The sequence below is a fragment of the Candidatus Poriferisodalis sp. genome (assembly GCF_965262965.1).
Classification (GTDB): Bacteria; Actinomycetota; Acidimicrobiia; order Acidimicrobiales; family Poriferisodalaceae; genus Poriferisodalis.
The window spans coordinates 3,397,117-3,417,557 of record NZ_OZ253573.1; the positions used below are offsets into that span (position 1 = coordinate 3,397,117).

At 66.4% G+C, this 20,441-nt stretch carries 20 protein-coding genes, 1 tRNA gene and 1 pseudogene; 9 read left to right on the forward strand and 13 right to left on the reverse strand.

Features of this window, described 5'->3' with window-relative positions; all coding sequences use genetic code 11:
• Positions 1-64 precede the first annotated feature (64 nt).
• Positions 65-610 (forward strand): hypothetical protein, encoded by a 546-nt coding sequence (locus tag ACQY5K_RS16245; RefSeq protein ID WP_428117399.1) that lies wholly within the window; start codon positions 65-67, stop codon positions 608-610.
• A gap of 31 nt (positions 611-641) precedes the next feature.
• On the opposite strand, the pseudogene ACQY5K_RS16250 reads toward ACQY5K_RS16245, so the two are convergent.
• From ACQY5K_RS16250 to ACQY5K_RS16260, 3 genes and pseudogenes are all read right to left on the reverse strand, one after another.
• A pseudogene (locus tag ACQY5K_RS16250) lies at positions 642-1,773 on the reverse strand (IS630 family transposase).
• Positions 1,774-2,059: 286 nt separating this feature from the next.
• Entirely contained in the window at positions 2,060-3,346 is a 1,287-nt protein-coding gene (locus ACQY5K_RS16255) for an IS1380 family transposase (protein ID WP_428117401.1), read from the reverse strand.
• Positions 3,347-4,402: 1,056 nt separating this feature from the next.
• Positions 4,403-5,128 carry a recombinase family protein gene (locus ACQY5K_RS16260; RefSeq protein WP_428117403.1) on the reverse strand — a complete coding sequence of 242 codons (726 nt, stop codon included), beginning with the start codon at positions 5,126-5,128 and terminating at the stop codon, positions 4,403-4,405.
• Between the two features lie 174 nt (positions 5,129-5,302).
• On the opposite strand from ACQY5K_RS16260, the gene ACQY5K_RS16265 reads away from it, so the two are divergent.
• Together ACQY5K_RS16265 and ACQY5K_RS16270 are read left to right on the forward strand one after the other, a co-directional pair.
• The gene (locus ACQY5K_RS16265; RefSeq protein ID WP_419920194.1) at positions 5,303-5,533 is read left to right on the forward strand and encodes a DUF3107 domain-containing protein; all 231 of its coding nucleotides are present in this window, start codon (positions 5,303-5,305) and stop codon (positions 5,531-5,533) included.
• Between the two features lie 21 nt (positions 5,534-5,554).
• Positions 5,555-7,114, forward strand: a complete 1,560-nt coding sequence (locus ACQY5K_RS16270) for a sensor histidine kinase (RefSeq protein WP_428117406.1) — start codon at positions 5,555-5,557, stop codon at positions 7,112-7,114.
• Positions 7,115-7,130: 16 nt separating this feature from the next.
• Here ACQY5K_RS16270 and ACQY5K_RS16275 read toward each other — a convergent pair whose 3' ends face one another.
• The gene (locus tag ACQY5K_RS16275; RefSeq protein WP_428122737.1) at positions 7,131-7,421 is read right to left on the reverse strand and encodes a WhiB family transcriptional regulator; all 291 of its coding nucleotides are present in this window, start codon (positions 7,419-7,421) and stop codon (positions 7,131-7,133) included.
• A 63-nt stretch (positions 7,422-7,484) separates the two neighbouring features.
• The gene (locus ACQY5K_RS16280) at positions 7,485-8,435 is read right to left on the reverse strand and encodes a diacylglycerol/lipid kinase family protein (protein ID WP_428117409.1); all 951 of its coding nucleotides are present in this window, start codon (positions 8,433-8,435) and stop codon (positions 7,485-7,487) included.
• A gap of 142 nt (positions 8,436-8,577) precedes the next feature.
• Here ACQY5K_RS16280 and ACQY5K_RS16285 point away from each other — a divergent pair, with 142 nt between their 5' ends.
• A complete protein-coding gene (locus tag ACQY5K_RS16285; protein ID WP_419920198.1) occupies positions 8,578-9,357 on the forward strand; it encodes an electron transfer flavoprotein subunit beta/FixA family protein in 780 nt (259 codons plus the stop codon).
• Between the two features lie 72 nt (positions 9,358-9,429).
• Positions 9,430-10,392 (forward strand): electron transfer flavoprotein subunit alpha/FixB family protein, encoded by a 963-nt coding sequence (locus ACQY5K_RS16290; RefSeq protein WP_428117412.1) that lies wholly within the window; start codon positions 9,430-9,432, stop codon positions 10,390-10,392.
• 34 nt (positions 10,393-10,426) lie between these two features.
• On the opposite strand, the gene ACQY5K_RS16295 is transcribed toward ACQY5K_RS16290, so the two are convergent.
• The 3 genes from ACQY5K_RS16295 to ACQY5K_RS16305 form a co-directional block, all read right to left on the reverse strand.
• Positions 10,427-11,191, reverse strand: coding sequence for an SCO1664 family protein (locus ACQY5K_RS16295; protein WP_428117415.1), 765 nt, complete (start codon positions 11,189-11,191; stop codon positions 10,427-10,429).
• 20 nt (positions 11,192-11,211) lie between these two features.
• Positions 11,212-11,709: a DUF3090 family protein gene (locus ACQY5K_RS16300; RefSeq protein ID WP_428117418.1), complete on the reverse strand. Its 498-nt coding sequence runs from the start codon at positions 11,707-11,709 to the stop codon at positions 11,212-11,214.
• A gap of 87 nt (positions 11,710-11,796) precedes the next feature.
• Complete coding sequence (locus ACQY5K_RS16305) at positions 11,797-12,435, reverse strand: MSMEG_4193 family putative phosphomutase (RefSeq protein ID WP_428117421.1); 639 nt, start codon at positions 12,433-12,435, stop codon at positions 11,797-11,799.
• A gap of 93 nt (positions 12,436-12,528) precedes the next feature.
• Between ACQY5K_RS16305 and ACQY5K_RS16310 the strand changes: the two genes are divergently transcribed.
• The gene (locus ACQY5K_RS16310; RefSeq protein WP_428117424.1) at positions 12,529-13,263 is read left to right on the forward strand and encodes a uracil-DNA glycosylase; all 735 of its coding nucleotides are present in this window, start codon (positions 12,529-12,531) and stop codon (positions 13,261-13,263) included.
• Positions 13,229-13,876, forward strand: coding sequence for a hypothetical protein (locus ACQY5K_RS16315; RefSeq protein WP_428117427.1), 648 nt, complete (start codon positions 13,229-13,231; stop codon positions 13,874-13,876). The genes ACQY5K_RS16310 and ACQY5K_RS16315 overlap by 35 nt, the downstream gene beginning before the upstream one ends.
• 159 nt (positions 13,877-14,035) lie before the next feature.
• Here the strand turns inward: ACQY5K_RS16315 and ACQY5K_RS16320 are convergent, their stop codons facing one another.
• Positions 14,036-15,208, reverse strand: a complete 1,173-nt coding sequence (locus tag ACQY5K_RS16320; RefSeq protein WP_428117430.1) for a Coenzyme F420 hydrogenase/dehydrogenase, beta subunit C-terminal domain — start codon at positions 15,206-15,208, stop codon at positions 14,036-14,038.
• A 139-nt stretch (positions 15,209-15,347) separates the two neighbouring features.
• Here ACQY5K_RS16320 and ACQY5K_RS16325 point away from each other — a divergent pair, with 139 nt between their 5' ends.
• Positions 15,348-15,764, forward strand: a complete 417-nt coding sequence (locus tag ACQY5K_RS16325) for a TIGR03668 family PPOX class F420-dependent oxidoreductase (protein ID WP_428117432.1) — start codon at positions 15,348-15,350, stop codon at positions 15,762-15,764.
• A gap of 108 nt (positions 15,765-15,872) precedes the next feature.
• Here the strand turns inward: ACQY5K_RS16325 and ACQY5K_RS16330 are convergent.
• The 4 genes from ACQY5K_RS16330 to ACQY5K_RS16345 all read right to left on the reverse strand — a co-directional run bounded on the left by ACQY5K_RS16330 (position 15,873) and on the right by ACQY5K_RS16345 (position 18,444).
• Positions 15,873-15,944, reverse strand: a tRNA-Arg gene (locus ACQY5K_RS16330).
• A 112-nt stretch (positions 15,945-16,056) separates the two neighbouring features.
• Positions 16,057-16,815: an HNH endonuclease signature motif containing protein gene (locus ACQY5K_RS16335; RefSeq protein WP_428117434.1), complete on the reverse strand. Its 759-nt coding sequence runs from the start codon at positions 16,813-16,815 to the stop codon at positions 16,057-16,059.
• Positions 16,812-17,339, reverse strand: coding sequence for a hypothetical protein (locus ACQY5K_RS16340; RefSeq protein ID WP_428117437.1), 528 nt, complete (start codon positions 17,337-17,339; stop codon positions 16,812-16,814). Before ACQY5K_RS16340 ends, ACQY5K_RS16335 begins: the two co-directional genes overlap by 4 nt.
• A gap of 289 nt (positions 17,340-17,628) precedes the next feature.
• A complete protein-coding gene (locus tag ACQY5K_RS16345) occupies positions 17,629-18,444 on the reverse strand; it encodes an ABC transporter permease (RefSeq protein WP_428117439.1) in 816 nt (271 codons plus the stop codon).
• A 211-nt stretch (positions 18,445-18,655) separates the two neighbouring features.
• Between ACQY5K_RS16345 and ACQY5K_RS16350 the strand changes: the two genes are divergently transcribed.
• Positions 18,656-20,440 (forward strand): arginine--tRNA ligase, encoded by a 1,785-nt coding sequence (locus tag ACQY5K_RS16350; protein ID WP_428117442.1) that lies wholly within the window; start codon positions 18,656-18,658, stop codon positions 20,438-20,440.
• Position 20,441: the final 1 nt, after the last annotated feature.

The window sequence follows — 20,441 nt, forward strand, 5'->3', positions numbered from 1 at the left end:
AAGAACCGAAGTCACCAATCGACCGGAGGCCCCTGCATGGAGCGCAGCGAACTATCGTGAACCCATGACCGCGGCCAAGCAGAACCCGGAGCGGGCAATCAAGCGTGGCCGCTCCGAGCGGCTCCGGTCGGTTGTGTTTGTCACAGCGGCGTTCGGCGTCGTGGCCCTCTGGCAAGACCGAACGGTACTTGCCGCGACGCTGCCAGGACTGATCTTTAGTGCGGTGTTCTTGGCCACGGTCGCCGTTTATGTCAGCCGCGACGGCCGCGAGCGCTTGACGGGCCTGCTCGCCCCCGTGCCGGTGCTGGCCGTGGGCTTGCCGTCCCTGCGGTTGCTGTCTCCCGGCTGGACGTTGGCGGCGGTCCTCGCTGTCATGGCAGCCTTTGTCGCGGCGTTCGTCGGGTGGCAGAGGCGCCGTACCCCGGCGAGGCACGTGCCGCAGACCGCTACGGTGCCCCTAGCGCCCGTGAAGCCTTTGGAGGCACCTGTCGCGGGCCACTGCCACTGGTGCGGGCTTCGCGCCGCTGCCGTGATCTGCGGTGGCCGCTCCGATGGCGGCCCGTGCGAGACGGCCGAGGCTGCAGCCAGCGATCTTGCCGCTACGCGCTAGTGCTGTGTCCGCAAACGTTTGCGCGCTTTGGTCATGCGGCTGCTTTGGTGGGTCTGCCCCAGCGGTGTTGTTTTTCGGCTCGGGTTCTGGCTCGTTCGCGTCGTTGGGCTGCGAGCAGTTCGGGTGAGCGTTTGTTGGCGTTGCGCCAGCGCAGGTAGGCGTGCAGCGCGCGGGTGAGCACGGTGTGGTTGGGGTGGTCGGAGTTGTTGAGCACGAACTCGCGCAGCGGCCCGAAGTGCGCTTCGATGGGGTTCGCCCATGAGCTGTAGGTGGGGGTGAAGCACAGCTCGACTTTGTTGCGCTTGGCTCATTTGCGAATGTCGGTGCGGTTGTGGGCGGACAGGTTGTCCAAGATCACATAGACCCGCTCGCCGTCAGGGCGCCGGGCGCGGATGGTCTTGAGCGCTGCGAGGGTGTTGGCTGCGGACTTGCGGTGCCGCACGACGCCCCACAGCTCGTCGTCGCCGACGCTGTAGCAGCCGTGGAACTGGCGCACGCCGTGGAGCTTGTTGTAGTTCGCGCGCAGCCGCTGGGGACGCGACCGCGGCGCCCAGCACGCCCCGCCGGTCGGGCGAATGGCCAGCGGCCCGAACTCGTCGAACGCGAACACCCGGTCCGGGTGCTCGTCGGTCACATGCTCGATGCGGTCCAGCTTCGCGTCGCGGTCGGGGTCGTTGGACTCCTTCCAGGTCTTGGTGCGCCCGAACGTGATGCCTGACTCGGTGAGGATCTCGTGCAGCCGCTGCCGGCCGACGCGCACCACCCGGGTCGGGTTGTCGGCCAGATACGCCGCGAGCTTGCGGACGCTCCACCGCGTGAACGGCTGGCCCAGCTTCTTTGGGCGGGTGCGGGCCGTCTCGACGATGAACGCATCATCGTCAGTCGTGATCCGGCGACCACGGCCACCCGCCCACTGAGGGACCCGACGACGCCATCCCCGACTCGTTGAACCTGTGGATCATCTCGCGCACCCGATCAGGCGACGTCGCCGCCAACTGCGCGATCACCGCCACCGAGTTCCCGCCCGCCGACGCATGGACCACCACCCCACGCCGCCATCGCACATGAGACCCCGGCGACTTGCCGGCGCCGCGACGCACGATCCGCTGCAACGCCTGGCCTTCTTCATGGGTCAACCGACGGACCCGAACACGCTCACTCATACCCCCGTCCAAACCACAAACCACACCCCGCCACGCGGACACCAACCCGACGAACGTTTGCGGACACAGCACTAGCCCTGATTATTCATGAGAATTCTGTTGGTCGTATTTTCGGTGTGCTTTGCGCCCGGTTTGGTGGTGTGGGGCTGTTGGGGCGTCGGCGGGAGCGTCGCAGGGGAGCCGATGGCCCCGGTTGTGGCGCTCAGGCGGCGCTGGGCGGCGCTGGGGGCGTGGCGGGGCTGTCCCGCCGGGGGCAGGCGTCGCGCGGGACCGGTTGGCTGGGGGGTCAGCGGGGGTGGGCGATGGCGAGGAGCGCTTTGGCGCCGGGGTGCTGTTCGGGCAGGCGCAAAAGGACGCGTCTGGCGGTGCGGCACACGAGCGCGGGGAGGTGCCACAGCTCCCAGCGGAGCCGTTTGGGGGCCGCGCGGCGCAGCGCCCCGGTGAGGCAGGCGTTCTGGAACCAGCCGAGGGGCGCGAGGCCGATGATGCACATGGCGGCCCAGGCGCTGTTCGCGTGCCAGTCGGTGAACGGCATGCGCGTCAGGCCGCTGTGGTTGAGCCGGCACACGGCGTTCTCGACGTCGGCGTGGCTGCGCATCAGCCGATCCGGTTGCACGGCGCTGCGGGGCTGGTCGGTCAGGAATCCCCAGTATCGGAAGTTCTCGCTGGGGAACAGGCTGCGCTGCGCTCCGGGGTGGCGCGGCTCGCGGCGCACGATCAGCCGGGTGCGGCCGGGCCAGCCCGACAGGTCCGCGAGGTCGGTGAGGTCGGTGACCTGAGCACCGCGCCGCTTGCGCTGGGCGGGCCGCTTTGGGGCGTTGTGCCAGCGGTCCGGGTCGCCGCGGCCGCCGCGGATCGCTGCTTGGACGCCCGGAGCCGACCGAGCTGACACCGCATAGCCGATGTTGCGGTCCCGCAGTGCCGCGGCGAGTCTGGGCGAGCAGCCCGCGGCGTCGATGCGCACCACCAGCGGGCGTTCCACGACGCTGTCGTCGTCGCCTTCGCGGCGGCCCACGGCGTCGGGCTCGGGCAGCGTCGCCACAGCGGCGTCGATCACCTCGAGGTGATCGGCGATGTCGTTCGCGGCGGCGTTGCCGGGCCGCTGCTTGATCCACAGAGGCTCCCCGTCCGCAGTGGAGCACACCATCGGATGGAACCCGAACCCGCCCTTGTAATGCGGCGCAGCTCCCGCCTTGTTCTCCGAGTGGACCTCCACCAGCGTCGAGTCGACATCGACCACCAGCGGCGCGCTGCGGTCACGGTCGGCCCACAACAGCTCGCGCACCGCTGCGGCCGCGCCCAAAAGCGCCGCGGCGCCGCCCTCGCCCAGGCCCGTGAGGGTGCGGTACAGCGTCGAGTCCGACGCCACGTCGCCGAACAGCTCCCGCTGAGCACGCAGATGCTCGATGTCGGTGCACGCCTCCCCGCCGCCGGCCAGCATCAACAACGCATGGACCAGCACCGCGCCCCGGTCATGAACCGGGGCCCGCTCGCCGCGTGGGGGCACCGCGGCCGACAGCGCCTCGGTCAGCCCGACCCGGTCCGCGAACCCGCCCAAAGCGAACAACCCCACACCACACGATCCCCGCCGCCTGCCAGACGCGCGTTTGTGACACTGCTAAGTTTCACCTCGGAGATGCCCCCCCTGAACTCGCGGATGCGTTCATCACAGACACACATCGTCGCAGGTCAGAGGGGCCTTTCCGCGGACCCAGACAACCCAGTCCGCCCGACTCGTGAATAATCAGGGCTAGCAGTGGCGGTGCCTGTGCGTGCTGAGCTACCGAGCGTGCTCGGCGCACTTGACGTAACCGCCGCCTCAGCGCATACGCAGGAGACATGCACCTACTACACCGAGACGGTGTACCCGAACGGCCGCAACGGACCAGGCGCTTATCAAGAAACTCGACGACGCTGCCACAGTGTCTCGCACTCGCATTTCTGGCGCAATGCAGTTCTCGCCGCTACTGGAGGGGTGCTCTGCGGCAGCCTGTCAGCGGCGGCCGGACTCGGTAGCGGAGGGACAGCAGCCGTGCCGGTCGCGATAGCGTGCGGTTCAGCCATGTACGCGTCGATCGCTTCCACCAACTAGGAGGTGTGATGAACTTTCATCCCGATTTCCGGAGCAATCGAGAGCGATGGACTATGGCGATGGTCTCCAGTTTCTCTGGCGTAGGGATTGCCGTCACCTACGACGTGTTCGAATACTCGCTGGTTTGGCTCGTCGCCCTTACGGCGGTCGGGTGCGTCTCGGGTTCCCTCAGCTGGCTTGCGTGGAAGCGTTGGGGCCGCGTTGCGGTTCCACTGAAGTCATCCGACGCGTGAGTCGCTGGGCGCTACCTAGCGGTGCTGCTGTGCTGCTGGGTGTTCTGGTCGTCGCCTGCTCGTCGGCTGGCCCGGATTCGAGGGTATGCGAGCGGGCGGCGTTGGACCAAGCGGCTGCCGAGCAACGCTGGGGACAGCTGCTTGAGGAGCATGCGTACGCTGACGAGACGCTTGCCGAATCGACTTCTGCGAAGGTTGTCGCGGCCCACGATGAGTCGGCTGAATTCCTGACGGGCGCACGCGTCGACATGATTCTCGCGGAGGCTGAAACCCGTCGGCAGTGCGGCTGAGGCAGCTGCCGAGCTCAGCTATCGCGTTGCTCGGCGGTGTGCCGCTGGGCGTTGGCCTCGGCTTGGCGGTCGAGTTCGGCGGTGCGTAGCAGCGCCTTGACGCTCGCGGCGTGCCAGGTGATCTTGCCGGTGGCGGTGCGGATTCCGGATTCGGTGAGAGCTGTAGCGATCGTTCGCAGGCTCTCACCGCCGGAACGCATCGCCACGGCGAGTTCTTTGGCCTCTTGAGGTTGCAGGCTTGGGCGTCCGAGTCGTTTGCCTCGGCTGCGTGCGACGGCGAGGGCTGCGGTAGTGCGTTCGCTGATGAGTTCACGCTCGAGCTCGTTGAACGCACCGAGCACCGTGCGCAGGAATGAGCTGACAGCCAGATCGGAGTTGATTGGGACATCGAGTCCGACGAATTCCCAGTCTCCGTCGGCAGCGAGGTCCAGCAATGTTTGCAGGTCACGTACTGATCGAACGAAACGGTCGAGGCGGGCCGCTGCGATCACATCTGCCTCACCGGCATTCAGCCGTGTAAGCGCTGTCGCGAGTTGTCGGCGCTTCTGGGGCTCGATGGTGGCCGAGACCGCATCGTCGGTGTAGGTATCAACGATGTGCCAGCCCCGCTCGGCCGCGGCGGCCCGAACGGCGCGGTGCTGTGCTTCGGTGCCCAGCCCGGAGGCTGCCTGGGCGCCCGTGGACACGCGGGCATAGGAGATGACTCGTTTCGATTCAGATACGTACATTCGTTCATACATCGAGCACAGTGTAGCGGCTACAAACGAGTGTTTCAACAACGAATGTTCGCTCGTTGGGCGGTGAACTCGACGATTGTGTAGGGACAGCCGTCAGCGAGTACGTCGGCGCGACATTGCCGCAAGCATTCGCTGTGGTCTGGCGAACTGACTGAAACCGGCCGGTAACCTGCCGCCATGGACATCCGTATCGGCATCACTCACGGCGGCCGCGAACTCAGTGTTGAAGTCGATGACGATGCTGCCGAGAGCACAGTCGAAGCCCTCGAAGGCGCTGTCAGCGGCGGCGCTTCGGTGCTCTGGCTGACCGACCGCAACGGACGCCGCGTCGGTGTGCCGATTGACAAGCTCGCCTTCGTCGAGCTCGGTCCCGCCGGCGACCGGCGCATTGGCTTTGCCGCAGACTGATCCACGACCGGGGCTCCACCCGTGATCCCCGACGACACACCGCGGGAGCACTTACGACGGCTGATGTCGTGGTGGTCGCTGCTTGCCGATCTGTCGTTTTCTGATCTGCTGCTGTTCGTGCCTGGTCGGGTCGCGTCGCTCGGGGATCTCGCCGAGGGTCTTGTGGAATTCCCGCAGCGCGCAGCCGCGGACGCGGCAGCGGGGCGTCGGAGTTCCGACGCGGAACTGTCGGTCATCGGTCAGATTCGCCCCACGACGGGCCGCACCTTGTACCGCGACGACCACGTCGGCCTTTGTGTGGCCGCCAGCGAGCGGCCCCTTGTCGCGGAGGCCTTCAGCCGCGGGGTCATCGTGACGGGCGAGGGTCTGCGGGTGCCGGGTGACCGGCGTGCCCGCATCACTGCGGTGCCGGTGAGGTTCGACGGCGTCTCCATCGCGGTCATGAGCAGCGAGGTGACGCCGCGCTTTATCGACATTCGTGACCCGGGCGAGCTGGAGAGGACCTATATCGCGACCTTCGGCCGCCTCGCCAAGATGGTCGCCGCGGGTGATTTCCCTAATCGCGGGGCTGACATCGAGAACGAGGAGGCGCCGCGCGTCGGCGATGGCTTGTTCCTCACCGACGAGACGACCCGCATCGGATTCGCGTCGCCGAACGCAGTCAGCGCACTGCATCGGGTCGGTGTCGGGGGCAATGTTCAGGGGCGGCGCGTGCGCGACCTGGACCTCGGACCCGACATCGTGGGACGCGCGATCAGCGGGGGTATTCCTGTCGTCACTGAATTCGAGCATCAGGCAGTGACGGTGCAGATGCAGGCGCTGCCGTTGACCGACGCGCCCGTTCGCAACGCTCTCGTGCTGCTGCGCGACGTCACCGAACTGCGCCGACGCGACCGGCTGCTGATCTCCAAGGACGCAACCATCCGGGAGATCCATCACCGGGTGACGAACAATCTTCAGACGGTCTCGTCGTTGTTGCGCATCCAAGCCCGACGGCTCGAGTCACGGGAGGCGAATCGGGCTCTGGAAGAGGCGGTCAGGCGCATACGTGCAATTGCCTTGGTGCACCAGACGCTCTCGAGCGAGACCACCGACGACGTCGACTTTTGCGATGTCGCCAAGACGCTGACCGAGACGATGCGCCAGAGCATCACGTTTCCCGAGCGCCCTATCGAGTTCAGCGTGACCTGTGAGGCAGGCATGCTGCCGTCCCAAACGGCGACGACGCTGGCCGTAATCCTCAATGAATTGCTTCAGAACGCGGTGGACCATGCCTTCCCGCAGCTGTGGGAACTCGACGACCGAGAGTTCGCCGCTGTGCCGAGTCTGGAAGACAATCCCATCGGCAGGGTCGAGGTCGATATCACTCGGCCGACGCCGGACGTGGTCTCAATGGCGGTGCGAGACGACGGCGTGGGAATCAAGGCCGACTACGACCCTGAGCGATCCGGCGGGCTCGGAACCTCGATCGTGCGGGCATTGTGTGGCACTGATCTCGGTGGCATCTATGACGTGAGACGGCGCGACCCCGGGCCGGGCTCTCTAGCGCTGGTCCAGATTCCGCTGCGCACGATGACGTGAGCCGGATCGCTGCGCGCTAGGAGGCAGCGGCTCGGGGACCGCGCGAACGAGCGCGCTCACGGCGAAGCTGACGTCGTTCCTCTTCGGAGCGACCGCCCCACACTCCTGAAGCTTGATTCGTCGTGAGCGCGAAGTCCAAACAGGGTTCAGTCACCTCGCACTGGCCACAGACGGCCTTCGCCGCCTCGACACGGTCAACCGCAGCGCTGCTGGCGCCGACGGGGAAGAACAGCTGGGGATCCAGGTTGCGGCACTCGGCCTCCTGTCGCCATCGGCCAGTGTCTCGCAACAGTTCTCCTTGTGCGATCACCGAGCCTCCTTTGTGCCGAGCGGATGCGACGTTGCCATACCACCGGGGCGCCGGGGAAGACTAGTGATGGCCCCGAGGTGGGCCAACCGGGGTGACAAGTCGCAACGCGTCCGGCTCCCACTCGATTCGAAGCTCGTCGACGGCACCGAGGTGGTCGCCGTCGAGTTGGTGTTCGAACGGCCGGCTGCCCGACACCGTCACGGTGCGCACATCGTCGGCGCGATGAACCACTGAGGGGTCAATGCTGTCGAGGCTGCCACTCGATCGAAACACGGCACTGAGCACTTCCAACGCATCCGGGCCACGAAGCGACCGCAGCGCGATCACCGACAGCCCCGTCGCCAAGGTGGCTGCTGGAGCGATCCGTATGGGTCTGCTGCCGAGATAGGTGTACGGGTCGGTGTTCAATACCACCACGAAGAAACAGCCGTCTGTGGGTGCTGCGCTCGGCGTTCCCCCGAGCAGCGTCATCGTTGCGTTGGCCCGGTCGTAGCGCCGCAGCCAGGTGTGTGCACCGGCGAGCAGGAACAGCGGGTGTCCCAGGTAGCGCTTCAGGGTCGGATGGCGCTCGACTTGCTCGACGATGGCGGCGTCGAGACCCATCCCGCAGTGGAACAAGAAGTAACGGCCATTCGTGCGGCCAAGTCCGACGTGGTCGACGTTGCCGACATCGAGGGCTTCGAGGACGGACTGAGTCGCGTCGAGCGGGTTGTCGGGAGTGCCGATCGTGCGCGCGAACACGTTCGTCGAGCCGCCAGGCAGCGCGGCCAATGAGCAGTCGGTGCCGGCGATCCCGTTCGCCGCCTCGTTCAGCGTTCCGTCGCCGCCGAGTACGACGACGACTTCGGTGCCGGTCATCGCGGCGCCCCGCGCCAAGCGCGCTGCATGGCCTCGACGATTCGTGAACGCGACCTCGGTGTCATGCCGCTGCGACAGCGCTGTGTGGATTTGTACCCGCGTGCGTGCTGTCGTCGACGACGCGGAGTCGTTGACCAGCAGCAAGACACGCACGTCGCCAGTCTCACCGGTCAATGGTCACTTGCGGTGTGGCAACGAGAATGTGAGTCGGCGGACTTCCGGCCGATGCGAGCTTGCGAGCGCCATCAGACAACTGGTGTGGCAACGAGAACGTGAGTCGGCAGACTTCCGAGTCATGAAGGTCGTTGTGTGCGTCAAGCAGATCCCTGATCCGGCGGTTCCAGGCCAACTAGATCCCGAAACCGGGACGCTTCGGCGCGACGACAAGCTGATTCTGGACGAGTCCGACTCGTACGGCGTCGAGATGGCGCTGCAGCTCGTCGAGGCAGCAGGCGGTGGCGAGGTCTCGCTCGTGTCGATGGCACCGCGTGCGGAGACGAGCGGGCTGCGAACCGCACTTGCGATGGGCGCCGACGCCGCCGTGCTCATCAGTGACGATGCGCTTGCAGGCAGCGATGCGCTCGGCACGGCCAAGGCGCTCGGCGCCGCTATCGGCGGTCTGGATGCCGACTTGGTTCTGGCCGGCACCGAGTCGAGCGATGGCTACACCGGCACGGTGCCCGAGATGGTTGCCGGCGTGCTCGGTCTGCCGTCGGTGACGTTCGCGAAGCACATCGAGATCGCCGACGGCATCGCCAAGGTGCAGCGACAGACCGAGGCCGGGTACGACCAGGTCGAGTGTGCGCTGCCGGTGGTGGTCTCGGTCACCGCCGGTGTCGTCGAGCCCCGCTACCCGTCGTTCAAGGGAATCATGGCGGCCAAGAAGAAGCCGGTCGACCACAAGGATCTCGCGGGGCTGGGCCTCGAAGCATCCGCCGTCGGTGCAGACGGTTCCCGCCAGGAAACGGTCAGCGTGACCGATGCACCCGAGCGTGAAGCCGGCGAGATCGTCACTGACGAAGGCGATGCGCACAACAACATCGTCGAGTTCCTCACCGAGCTCAAGGTCATCTGAGCGCGGCGAACCGAGACAAACGCCCGAGCCCCGCGAGCACGCTCGCCACTATCACTACAGGAACGACACACAATGACGCTTGCAACGATTCTGCTCTTTGCCGAAGGTGACGTTGACGGTCCCTCTGGCCTCACGCTGGAACTGGCCAGAAAGGCTCGGACCTTGGCCGACACCGTGGATGCCTTTGTGCCGGCGCACGGCGAGGCGATGGCCGCCGAGCTGGGCACGCATGGCGTTTCCACGGTGTACGCGCTCGCGGGGCTCGGCGAACGCCTGGTCGGCGTCCACGCTGGGGCCGCGCTGGCTGCCCACGTCGAAGCCACCGCCCCGGACGCCGTGTTCTTCGGACAGACGGCCGACGGCCGCGATACCGCTGGCCGACTCGCGGTGCTGCTCGACCGTCCCGTGGTCACCAACAATGTGGGCGCTGAGGTTTCCGACGACGTCCTCGTCGTGGAGGAACCGATCTTCGGCGGCACGCAGGACATGTTCACTGCGTACCGCGCACCTGCTCCCGCGTTGGCGCTGTTCCGCCCCAAGAGCTTCGAGGCGCAGGCGTGCGGCGGCGATGCCGCCGCTGTCGAGATGGTGGCTGCCGTCGATCCGGGAGACGCCGGGCGAGCCGTGATCACTGGTCGCCACGCAGAGCAGCGTTCGGGCCCGCAACTCGACGACGCCGCTGTGGTGGTGTCAGGCGGCCGCGGGTTGGGGCAGCCGGAGGCCTACTCGATGGTCGACGAGCTGGCCAGCTTGCTGGGTGCCGCTTCTGGTGCCTCTCGCGCCATCGTGGATGCCGGCTGGGTGCCCTACGCCAAGCAGGTCGGCCAGACCGGCAAGGTCGTGAAGCCGAACGTCTACATCGCCTGCGGCATCTCAGGTGCCACGCAGCATCTCGTGGGCATGAAGGGCTCCAAGAACATCGTGGCCATCAACAAAGACCCTGAGGCACCGATCTTCGGCGTGGCCGATCTGGGCATCGTCGGCGACGTGCACAAGGTCATGCCCGCCTTGATCGAAACGCTCAAGTCCCGCTGATCAGGCCGCGCTCCCAAGTATCGGGACAGCTCATCTAGACGAGGGGCCAGGGCCACCGGCGGCTGCCGTCGTCGGACGGGAAATGCCCGAACTCGCTGAGCCATTCGGCCCGTTGGGCGAGCGCGTCCATCTCCTGGGGGCGCAGCCATTCGGCCAGCTCCGCCGACGGCGATGCGGCGGCGGTGACCGCTGCTGCGAGTTCTTCGCCGAACGGTTGGCCTCCGAAGTCCCAGATGACAGTGCGCAGCTTGAAGTCCTCGGCGAAGCAGAGGCCTTGGTCGATGCCGTAGATCGGCCCCCATCTTGAGGCGAGGCAGTGTCCTGACTTGCGGTCGGTGTTGTTTGCAAGAAAGTCGAAGGCGCAGATTCTCTGCAGGTCAGCGTGGTGTTCGTCCTCTTTGACCAAGGTGAAGTAGTGCTGCTCGAAGTGCGCGTCGATGAAGAGCTGAACTGAGCCCACGCCGAAAGGTCCCTCGCGTTCGACGGTTGCCGGAATGATGTTCCAGCCGAGTGCGCGCGACAGCTCGAAGGCCGCAATCTCGCGGCGGTAGAGCCCAGATGGGAAATCCCACAGCGGGCGCTCGCCGCGTTCTGGTTTGTAGATGGCCGCGGTGGGTGTCTCTCGATGATCGATGCGGATGAGAAACGTCGCGTTGCTGCTGTAGGGCATGCGACCGAGGACTTCGATCTCGCCGCTGCGCAGCACGCTTTGCGCGTCTGCGTCCGGCGCGTCCCAGATGACTGGCAGCTCGAGCTTCGAGCCGTGCTCGTCGGTGGGAAGCAGATGATGCGGAGCCATGTCGTGCTGGGCCGAGTCGCTCAGGAAGCGGGCGGTCGATGTCCGTTGCGCATGCCGAAGTCGCGGCCGTCTTCTACGAGCAGCATCGCCTGAGTCGTAAACCCCAGAGCCATGCCGTAGTCGAGATGAAACCGGGCTCGGCCCCCTGAGCGCTCAGGGTCGTCGGGTTCGGTCGCCGATTCTGCGTCGTCATCGTCGTCGCTGTCGTCAATCTCGCGAGCGATGACGACGATCACCTTGGCGTCGGAGTCCAATCCGGTCGCGAGGCGCCCGACCGTCCAGGCGGCCGTCACCGGTTCGTGCAGGCTGCCGACGTCCTCTGCAGGGCCGTCGAAGCCCTCGCGCTCGAGCAACTCCGACAGTAAATTCGCCAGCGCCCAGACCTGGCCCTTCTCGAGCTTGAGCGACACCACATGGCCCGAGCCGTTGGCCTGCAGGAAGAAGATTCGCTGCCCCGGCGGCCCGACAGTCCCGGCCACAAACGTGTCGGGATTGCGCAGGTCGAAGTCATCAGCCATGTCTGTGGTTCCTCCCGAGGGCGCTGCGGGCACTGATTCTGGGACGACTGTGCTGTGCGACACTGGGCCCATCCATGCGGGACCCATTCATGCGGGCGCAAGTGCGGAGAGGTCGTCGGTGCTGTTGGTGGCTAGCACCACCGGTCCGTCGTTTGTGTACAGGATCGCAGTCACCGAGCAGGGAGACACCACGATCCGCTGGAACAAGTCCAGATGAGTTCCCATCGCGTCGGCCACCAAAGCGCGGATCGGATCGGCATGGCTGACCGCCACGACGGTGTGGCCGCGATGTCGCGCAGCCAAGTCGGCCGCAGCGTTGCAGATACGCGTCTGCATCTGGCGGAACGACTCGCCGTCGGGGAAGCGAAAGCCGCTGGGGTAACGCTGCACGGTCGACCAAGCAGCGAGCTTGCGGAGCTGAGCGAGCTTGCGTCCGGTCCAGCGGCCCATGTCGAGTTCGTTCAGGCCATCGTGGGTCGCCGGCGTGCGGCCCACTGCCTTGGCGATGGGTGCGGCGGTCTCCTGCGCGCGTTCGAGCGGGCTTGCATACACAGCTGCGGGGCGCCGACCGGTCGCGGCGATGCGTTCGGCCACTCGTTGCGCTTGCTTCGCTCCGGCCTCCGAGAGGTGCACTCCGGATCGGCGGCCGTAGAGCTCGACGCCGGTCGTCGGTGTCAGCCCGTGCCGCACCAGAAGCAGCAGTGTCGGTCGGGTTCGGGCAGCCATCGGGTGGACGGTAGCCGTCAGCGCCACCCGACCCGCTGAACCAGCGTCGGTCACCGATGACCGCACGCGTCCGCTGGTGGCACAATCGCACCGATGAATGCAGCCCAGCGTGTCGGAGGCAACGACCGAGACGGTGGGGTTCGCCGCGAGGCCCTTCGCGTGCTGAGCGACGAGGTCGCGCAGTGTCGGCTCTGTCCCCGGCTCGTGGCTTGGCGCGAAGAAACGGCGACTGTCAAACGAGCGGCATTCGCGGATGAGGACTATTGGGGACGCGGTGTGCCCGGCTTCGGCGATCCGGCGGGCGCGGTTGTGCTGGTTGGCCTTGCTCCGGCCGCACACGGCGCGAACCGGACCGGACGGATGTTCACCGGAGACCGATCCGGCGATTTCTTGTACTCAGCGCTCCACCGTTGCGGTTTCGCCAATCAGCCAACGTCAGTTCGTGCTGGCGACGGCCTGGCGTTGCGCGACGCCTACATCACCGCTGCAGTTCGATGCGCGCCGCCGGCCAACAAGCCGACGCCCGCCGAACGAGATACCTGCCGGCCCTTCCTCGAGCGCGAGCTTGCATTGCTGAGCAACGCCCGCGTTGCGGTGGCATTGGGCGCCTTCGCCTATGGGGTGTTGTGCGGGTTCGCTGGCATACGACCGCGTCCCCGTTTCGGCCACGGCACAACCGTCAAGGCGCCGTCACTTGGCTCCATCTCCCACATCGTGTGTTCGTTCCATCCCAGCCAGCAGAACACGTTCACCGGTCGGCTCACACCCGAGATGGCCGATACGGTGCTGCTTCATGCTCGCCGGCTGGCGAATCTGCCGCCCGCCTGAGGGCTTCCGGCGCATCGGCGCCCGTGTCTCGAACGCAGGCGCTCGTTGGGCCGCGGTGCTGCTGCTGGCCACGGGAAGCTTGGCGTGCTCGCTGAACGTCGCCGAAGTGCAGCCTGAGCTCACTGGCGACGCCACCGTGGACTCCGACGTGCCGCTTGGCAACCCGGGCACGCTAGTGCCGCCCACCCCCTCTGGCGTCGACGAGCCCGAAGTGCTTGCGATCGAACCGCTCATTGCCTTCATGGACGCTTGTGTTGCCGACGCCGGCTTGATCGGCCCGTGTCATTGCGCAGCGGGGCGCATTGAGCAGGGTTTCGACATCGTTGACCTGGAGATCTTCGAGGACCGAATGTCGGGAGCGCTCGAATTCTCTGCGGAGATTGCAGCGTCGCTGGTCGACTGCCGTGAGGCGGACCCACCGCCGGAATGGGCCCAGCAGCTTCGAGAGGCGTACCTGGCCGAATGCACGACGGGCTCTGATCGTCTCCGAGATCTGTGCGCTTGCTCACTGGCTCGGGCGCAGGACGTCGTGCCGGCTCACCGGCTCGGCGACTTCTTGGAGAGCAACGAGGTAGTGCCCGACGTGGTCGATTTCATCAACCTTTGCTTGTAGGCAATCGCGGATTGCCGGCGACCGGCGCTGCCTGTCGGTGATCGGCTCGGCCCGCCGACAACCGGCGCTGCCCGTCGGCGAACGGCGCAGCGTGCAGGCGACCGGACGCGGGTCAGATCGAGCCGAGACCCACAGCGGGTCCGTCCCGACCGGTCGGGGCTACTTCTTGGTGGGCTCGGGCAGCAGCGCCGGAGGATTCCAGGCGAAGTCCGGCCAGCGTGCCCGCGACTTCTCGCTGAGCTTGTGCATAAGCGCAATCGCGCCCGGGTCGTCGTCGCCGGGCCGCCCGATCAGCGAGCCGTCGGCGAGCATCTTCATGACGATCTCGCGGCCGATATCGGTGCGGACGATGGTGAGGGTCCAGTCGCTGTACTTGCCGATGCCGCCAGTGGAGATGTCAGCGTGCTCGGCGGCGAAATCAGGGCAGAGATTGCAGCCCTCGCGGGTCCAGGCGTGGCATTCCTTCAGGTTGATCTCGTAGTAGCCGCCGTCGTGCGTCCAGATCTGGAAGACGCCTTTGATGTTGGTCTTGCGGATGAGGTGCCGGTCGAGTCCGTACTTCTGCTCGAACAGCTCTTCGAAGATGGCCTCGTCGAATGACTTCGAGCACAGCAGCCCGATGTTCAGAGCGAACCGGTTGCCGACCTTGCCGACCTTGCGGGACTTGGCGACCGGCACGATCGAACTCTGGCAGCTCATGCCGACCAGGGCAATTTTCTGAGCGCCGTGTTCGATTGCCTCGCCGTAGGCGAGCGTGTTGGCCGAGTACGTGTAGCGGCTTCCGGCGCCTCGCAGCACGTCGTCTCGGTTGAAGGCCACGCCCGGCGAGGCGGTCCACTGGTTGCCGTCGCCCTCGCCCACGTAGGACGTCAACGCGGCGTCGATGTAACCGTGATCGAGAGCCCAGATGAGAATGGCCGAGACCAAGCCGCCGTCCTGGCCGATCTCGTGGACGTAGTCGTCCGAAGCCCGGGTGAGGATTATGTCCTTGAAGACGCCCGATGGCTCGTCGGCCGAGCGATGCCGGCCGAACATGAAGTCGTCGGCCTCGTGCTCCCAGGTGCGAAATCGGGGGCAGGCCCGGGTACAGCTGGTGCAGCCCTTCTGGCCGTGACCGCAGTCGTCGAGGCCGAGCTCCTCTTCAAGGTGATAGGGCGTGAAACCGCCCTGGATGTGCTCGTAGCCGATGACTTCGTGAGGGCACGAGATCACGCAGCCCGCACAGCCGGTGCACAGACCGGTGGTGATGACTTCGTCGAACAGCTCCTTCCACTGGAACGTCCAACGCGCGGGTGCCGCGCCGTCAGCCGGCGGTGCCTCGGTCGTTGCCATGGGCACAGACTATGACAGCGATCAGCGCGCCACCCCGAAGCGGCGGGATCGCGCGGTCCCCGCTTCGCGAACTCGCCGTGAGACCGAACGGTGGCGGTCGCTGTGGTCCTGCCGAACGGCAGCCCTAGGGTTCGGCCCCATGAATGAGGGCGAACTGCTGGCGCTTCTGGCGCAGGGACGGGTGGCATCGCTGGCGACGATTCGCTCGGACGGCCGCGTGGACTTGGTGCCGTGCACCTATGCATTCGAAGACGACGTCGTCGTTACTGCGGTTGACCACAAGCCCAAGACCACGATGGACCTCAAGCGGCTCGACAACGTTCGACGGTTCCCCGAGGTCACGCTGCTGGTCGAGCACTACGACGACGCCGACTGGGAGCGTCTGTGGTGGGTCCGCATTCGTGGCCGGGCGGTTGTGCACACCGAGGGAGCGCAGCACCGTCACGCGATCGAGCTGCTGTGCGCGCGGTACCCGCAGTACGCCGCTCAGCCTCCGAACGGTGCCGCCATCGTCATCCAGCGAACCGAGCTCACGGGCTGGTCAGCAGTCACCTGACACAGTCTGACTGACGCTCCCGGCCGGCGATTCTGCGGCGACATCCTTCAGCGCAATCCCTGGGCGAAGCGCCCCGACCGGCATTGGATGTCTCGCGACATCACAAAGCGCCCTCGGCAGGATTCGAACCTGCGCACATGGCTCCGGAGGCCAATGCTCTATCCCCTGAGCTACGAGGGCTGAAGGTCCGGGCTGAGCTCGAATGTCCGGACTCAATGTCCGGCAAAGCTACCGACCGCTGCGAGTGTGCGGCGTGCTTTGCGGGTGATTCCCGCGTCGGCCCCCTGCGGGCTCACTCGCGGCTGAGGTCGTAAGTGAGTTCGTAGGTGTTGCGGGGTCCGCGGCACAACGCGGCCCCGCTGTCGTGGAGTTCGTGGTGGCAGCGCCCGCACAGCAGTGCGAGGTTGTCGATGTCGGTCCGTCCGCGGTGTGGCGCCTGCCACGGGATGATGTGGTGGGCTTCGCACCAGCTGGGTGCCATGGCGCACAGGACGCAGTGGCGATCGCGAGCGACGAGGGCGCGCCATTGGGCGTCGGTGACGGTGCGTACGCGGCGTCCGTGCCAGAGTGGCTGGCCGTCGCCATCGAAGACGACCCCGAAGATGTCCGCGCCGCAGGCGAGCCGTTCGAGTTCGCGCCGGGGAATCGGCCCAACGCCCGGAATCTCGCACCGTGCCCACTCATCGCCACAGATCGCTGCGGCGTCGGCGACGACGATGATCTGGTTCCGTCGCTTGAGGCGCTTCATGCCGGCGTCGTGCGAATCCTGGGCCACCGGGACCACGCTGTCGGCCGGATTGTGGGAGAGGTGCTCGCGGGCCAGCGCCGGGCGATACATCCTCGGCTCGTCTGCGTAGAACGCAGCAACTTCGGGCCAGGTCCGATCGGCGTCCTCGTCGATGGCGCGTCGGCTCGCGCCGTGGGCATCAAGGTTGATCAGCGCAACCAGCGCATCGACACGGCATTGGGAGTAGTCGCGCGGCTCGGGCGAATCGGGCCGCAAGTCGCTGCGGTCGGCGTCGTTGAACCGCTGAGCGAGATCATCGATCAACGCGCGGAACGCCGCTCCGGTGGCAGGGTCGCCAACGCGGTGGCCTTGAGCATGCCCTCGGCGGTCTGACTTATCGTCAAGCTCCGCAAGGCCCGCTGGCGGCGGTACAGCTCTTCGCCGTTCATGCCCGCACGCTGCTTGCGCACCCAGTCGCCGACAGCGCGCCGGGTCCGCTCGACCAGAGACATCGACGCTGTGTCCAGCAGGGGTGCCGACGAGTCCACCGCAGCGGCGCCCACAATGGCTGCGCCGCCGATGAGCGCATCAGCGTGCTCAGCAGTAATGCGACCCTTGCGGAGCGCATCGGCGACATTGGGCATCTCGGTGAGAGAACGAGCGCGTTCAGCGGCCCGCTTGGCGTTGGCGAGCGAACAGCCGGACTGCTGGCGCAGAACCCCGGCGGCGTCGTTGCCGAAATCATCCAGATGGTCGATCTCAGCCGCGAGGCGCGCCTCGCATGCGTCAACAGCGGCTCGAAGTCGCGACAGCGCGCCGAGATCGCCCACGGTGGCGAACGGGGACACCCCATCGGGCCCAGCGCGGCGGGAAGCGGTGGACGAACGCCCGGGTCGGGTTGACCCCGCCGCGGCGGCTTCCGAGCCACTCAAATCATCTTGGAATACATCATTCAGATAGAGAACACTCATAACTGATTCACCTCCCTTTGAATTTATCGACAGTATATCAGCGTATGCAAACAAATGTTTGTATTTCGACCCGGTACCAAGGCGACGCTGGAATGCAGCCGCCTGCAACCGCACGCCTCCCCAGAGATCTACGGCTTTGACGGCGACGACTTGGCGGCGCTGAGATTCAGCCGTCTGTTACCGCACGTCCCCCCTCGACCACGCTGTGCAGCGGCCGGGCGAGTCGTTGGTCTGAAGTGATCGAGCGGCTGGCTGTGCCTACTACGACGAAGGCCACAGTGATGGCGACAGCGCCCAGCAGAAGGAACATCACGATCATCTGTGCAGCCACCGCATCGAGCGGATCGGCGCCGGCGAGGATCATTCCCGTCATGGCGCCCGGCAGCGCCACGAGACCGACCACGCTCGTACGTTCGATCTGGGGAATGAGTGCGGTGCGAATTGCAGTGCGCACCTGAGGACGGAGAGCGGCCGGGCCTTCGAAGCCCAAGGCCAACATGGCCTCGATCTGACCGCGCTCGTCGGACAGCAACTCCTCGAAGCGGGAGGCCGCAGCGACCGTGGCAGGCAGAGAATTGCCGAGCAGGATGCCAGACACCGGCACCAGTGCCGTGGGCGTGAGGTCGAACACGCCCATGCCGAACGTGACGGCGAGGCACACCGCAAGCGGCACCAAGATCGCTGCGGCCACGAGCGGGATCGGGGGTTGGAACGGAGCCAGCCTCCGTGCGCGCCGCCGCACGACCCCGGTTGCGAGCACGACCATGGCCCCAACCCACAGCCACGACCACACGAGCGGGGCTGTGGGCCGGAGCACCACGATGAGCACGCTTCCGACTGCCAGCAACTGCACTGCTGCCCGTGCCGCGGCAATCACCACGCCGCGCGTCAGCCCGAGGCGAAGCCACATGGACAAGGCGACGACGGCGACCACCAGCGTCAGACTCGCGGCGACGTTGATCCACGTCAGGTCGAGATCCACAGCGCGAGGTTGTCACGCCGCCGGAGCGCGAGATAGTCACACGGCCGAATGTGCGGGGACACCCCGTGCGGCGAATTGCGCCGCGCCGAGAGCCGGTGCGATGCAGGCTCGAACATCGTCGGTGCCGGCGAGAACACAGCGCCGCAATGCGGCTGTTTGGCCGCAATTGACCCCGGGATCAGCGTCGGGCAGGGGTAGCTTCGCAACGGTGATGGAGCAGGCGCTGACCGGCGCGATCGCAGGTGCCCTTGCGGGTCTTGGCATCGATGCCGACGTGACGCGTCTCCGTTTGGAACGCCCATCGCGAGCCGGTCACGGCGACTGGTCGTCGAACGCAGCCATGGTGTACGCCAAGGCGGCCAAGATGGCGCCGCGCGAGCTGGCTGAACGAATCACCGCAGAGCTCGGGAGCGCGAGCGTGCCGCACCTCGAACGCGCCGAGGTCGCCGGCCCTGGATTCGTCAACGTGCACCTGTCGCCGTTGTGGCTGCACGAGGTGCTGGCAACCGTGCTGCGTGAAGGGGCGCAGCGATACGCGTGCCCCGACATCGGCAACGGGCAGACCGTGAACCTCGAGTTTGTGTCGGCCAATCCGACGGGACCGTTGCATGCCGGCGGCGGTCGCTGGGGAGCTTTCGGCGACAGCCTCGCTCGCCTCTTCCGTCGCTGCGGCTACGAGACCGTCACCGAGTACTACGTGAACGACCTTGGCGTGCAAGTGCAGTTGTTTGGCCAGTCGCTGGTGGCACGCATGACCGGCGAACCCGTCCCGAACGATGGCTATCACGGCCAATATGTCGCTGATTTCGGCGACGACTTCCATCAGGGCAGGTACCTCGAAGAGTGGGCTGATGAGTTGGCGGTAGTGCTGCGAAAGGCAGGTGACATTGAGCCTGCTGAAGCCTTGGAGGCCATCGCCCGTTCCCAAGGGAGTTGGCCCATGCCCGGGCTACTGCCGCCAGGGGTCCGGCTCGCTGCTCAGTGGGGCATGAGGCGTGCGCTGCGCGATGTTCGTGAATCGCTTGAGGCGATGAACGTCAGCTTCGACCATTGGCAGTACGAAACCAAGGTCGTCGAGCCCGATCCCGGCGACTTAGCGATCCCCATGGCAGGTGTCCTTGAGCTGCTGAGAGATCGTGGAGCGACATACGAGCAGGACGGGGCTGTCTGGCTGCGCACCAGTGAGTTCGGCGACGACAAGGACCGAGTGCTGATCCGGAGCAATGGCGAGCCGACCTACTTCCTGCCCGACATCGCCTATCACCACGCCAAGTTCAGCCGCGATGGCCGGGACATCGACCGGGTCATCGACGTGCTCGGTGCCGACCACCATGGCTACGTGGCGCGTATGGCCGCTGCCATGCGTATGTTGGGGCACCAACCTGAATCCGATAAGCCTGCGTTCTACGAAACCATCGTGGGCCAGAACGTGACGCTGATGCGCGACGGCCAGGTCATCGAACTGTCCAAGCGCACCGGAACCATGGTCGAAGTGCGAGAGCTGATCGACGCTGTGGGCCCTGACGTGGCGCGCTTTGCGTTCTTGCTTCAGTCCATCGACACGCGCCAGACCATCGACATCGACCTTCTCTGCGCCCAGGCCACCGAAAACCCCGTGTTCTACGTGCAGTACGCGCACGCCAGGATCGCATCGGTGCAGCGCAAGGCGAGCGCCGAGGGCGTCGAGAGCGCGCCGGCCGACAATATCGATCTCGCGCTTCTGGTGAGCGAGCGCGAGATCGCCCTGATGCGGGCGCTGGAGGTACTGCCGTCCGTAGTTGAGCTGGCGCAGCGGGAGCGGGCGCCCCACAAGGTCTCCACCTGGGTCCGCGACCTCGCGGCCGCGTTTCACGGCTTCTACCACGACTGCCCGATCCTGCGAAGCGACGTGTCGCCGCAGCAGCGCGACGCTCGGCTGTGCCTGACCGAGGGCACGCGCATCGGCTTGGCCATCGGTTTGGACCTGCTCGGCGTCAACGCGCCCGAGCAGATGTGAG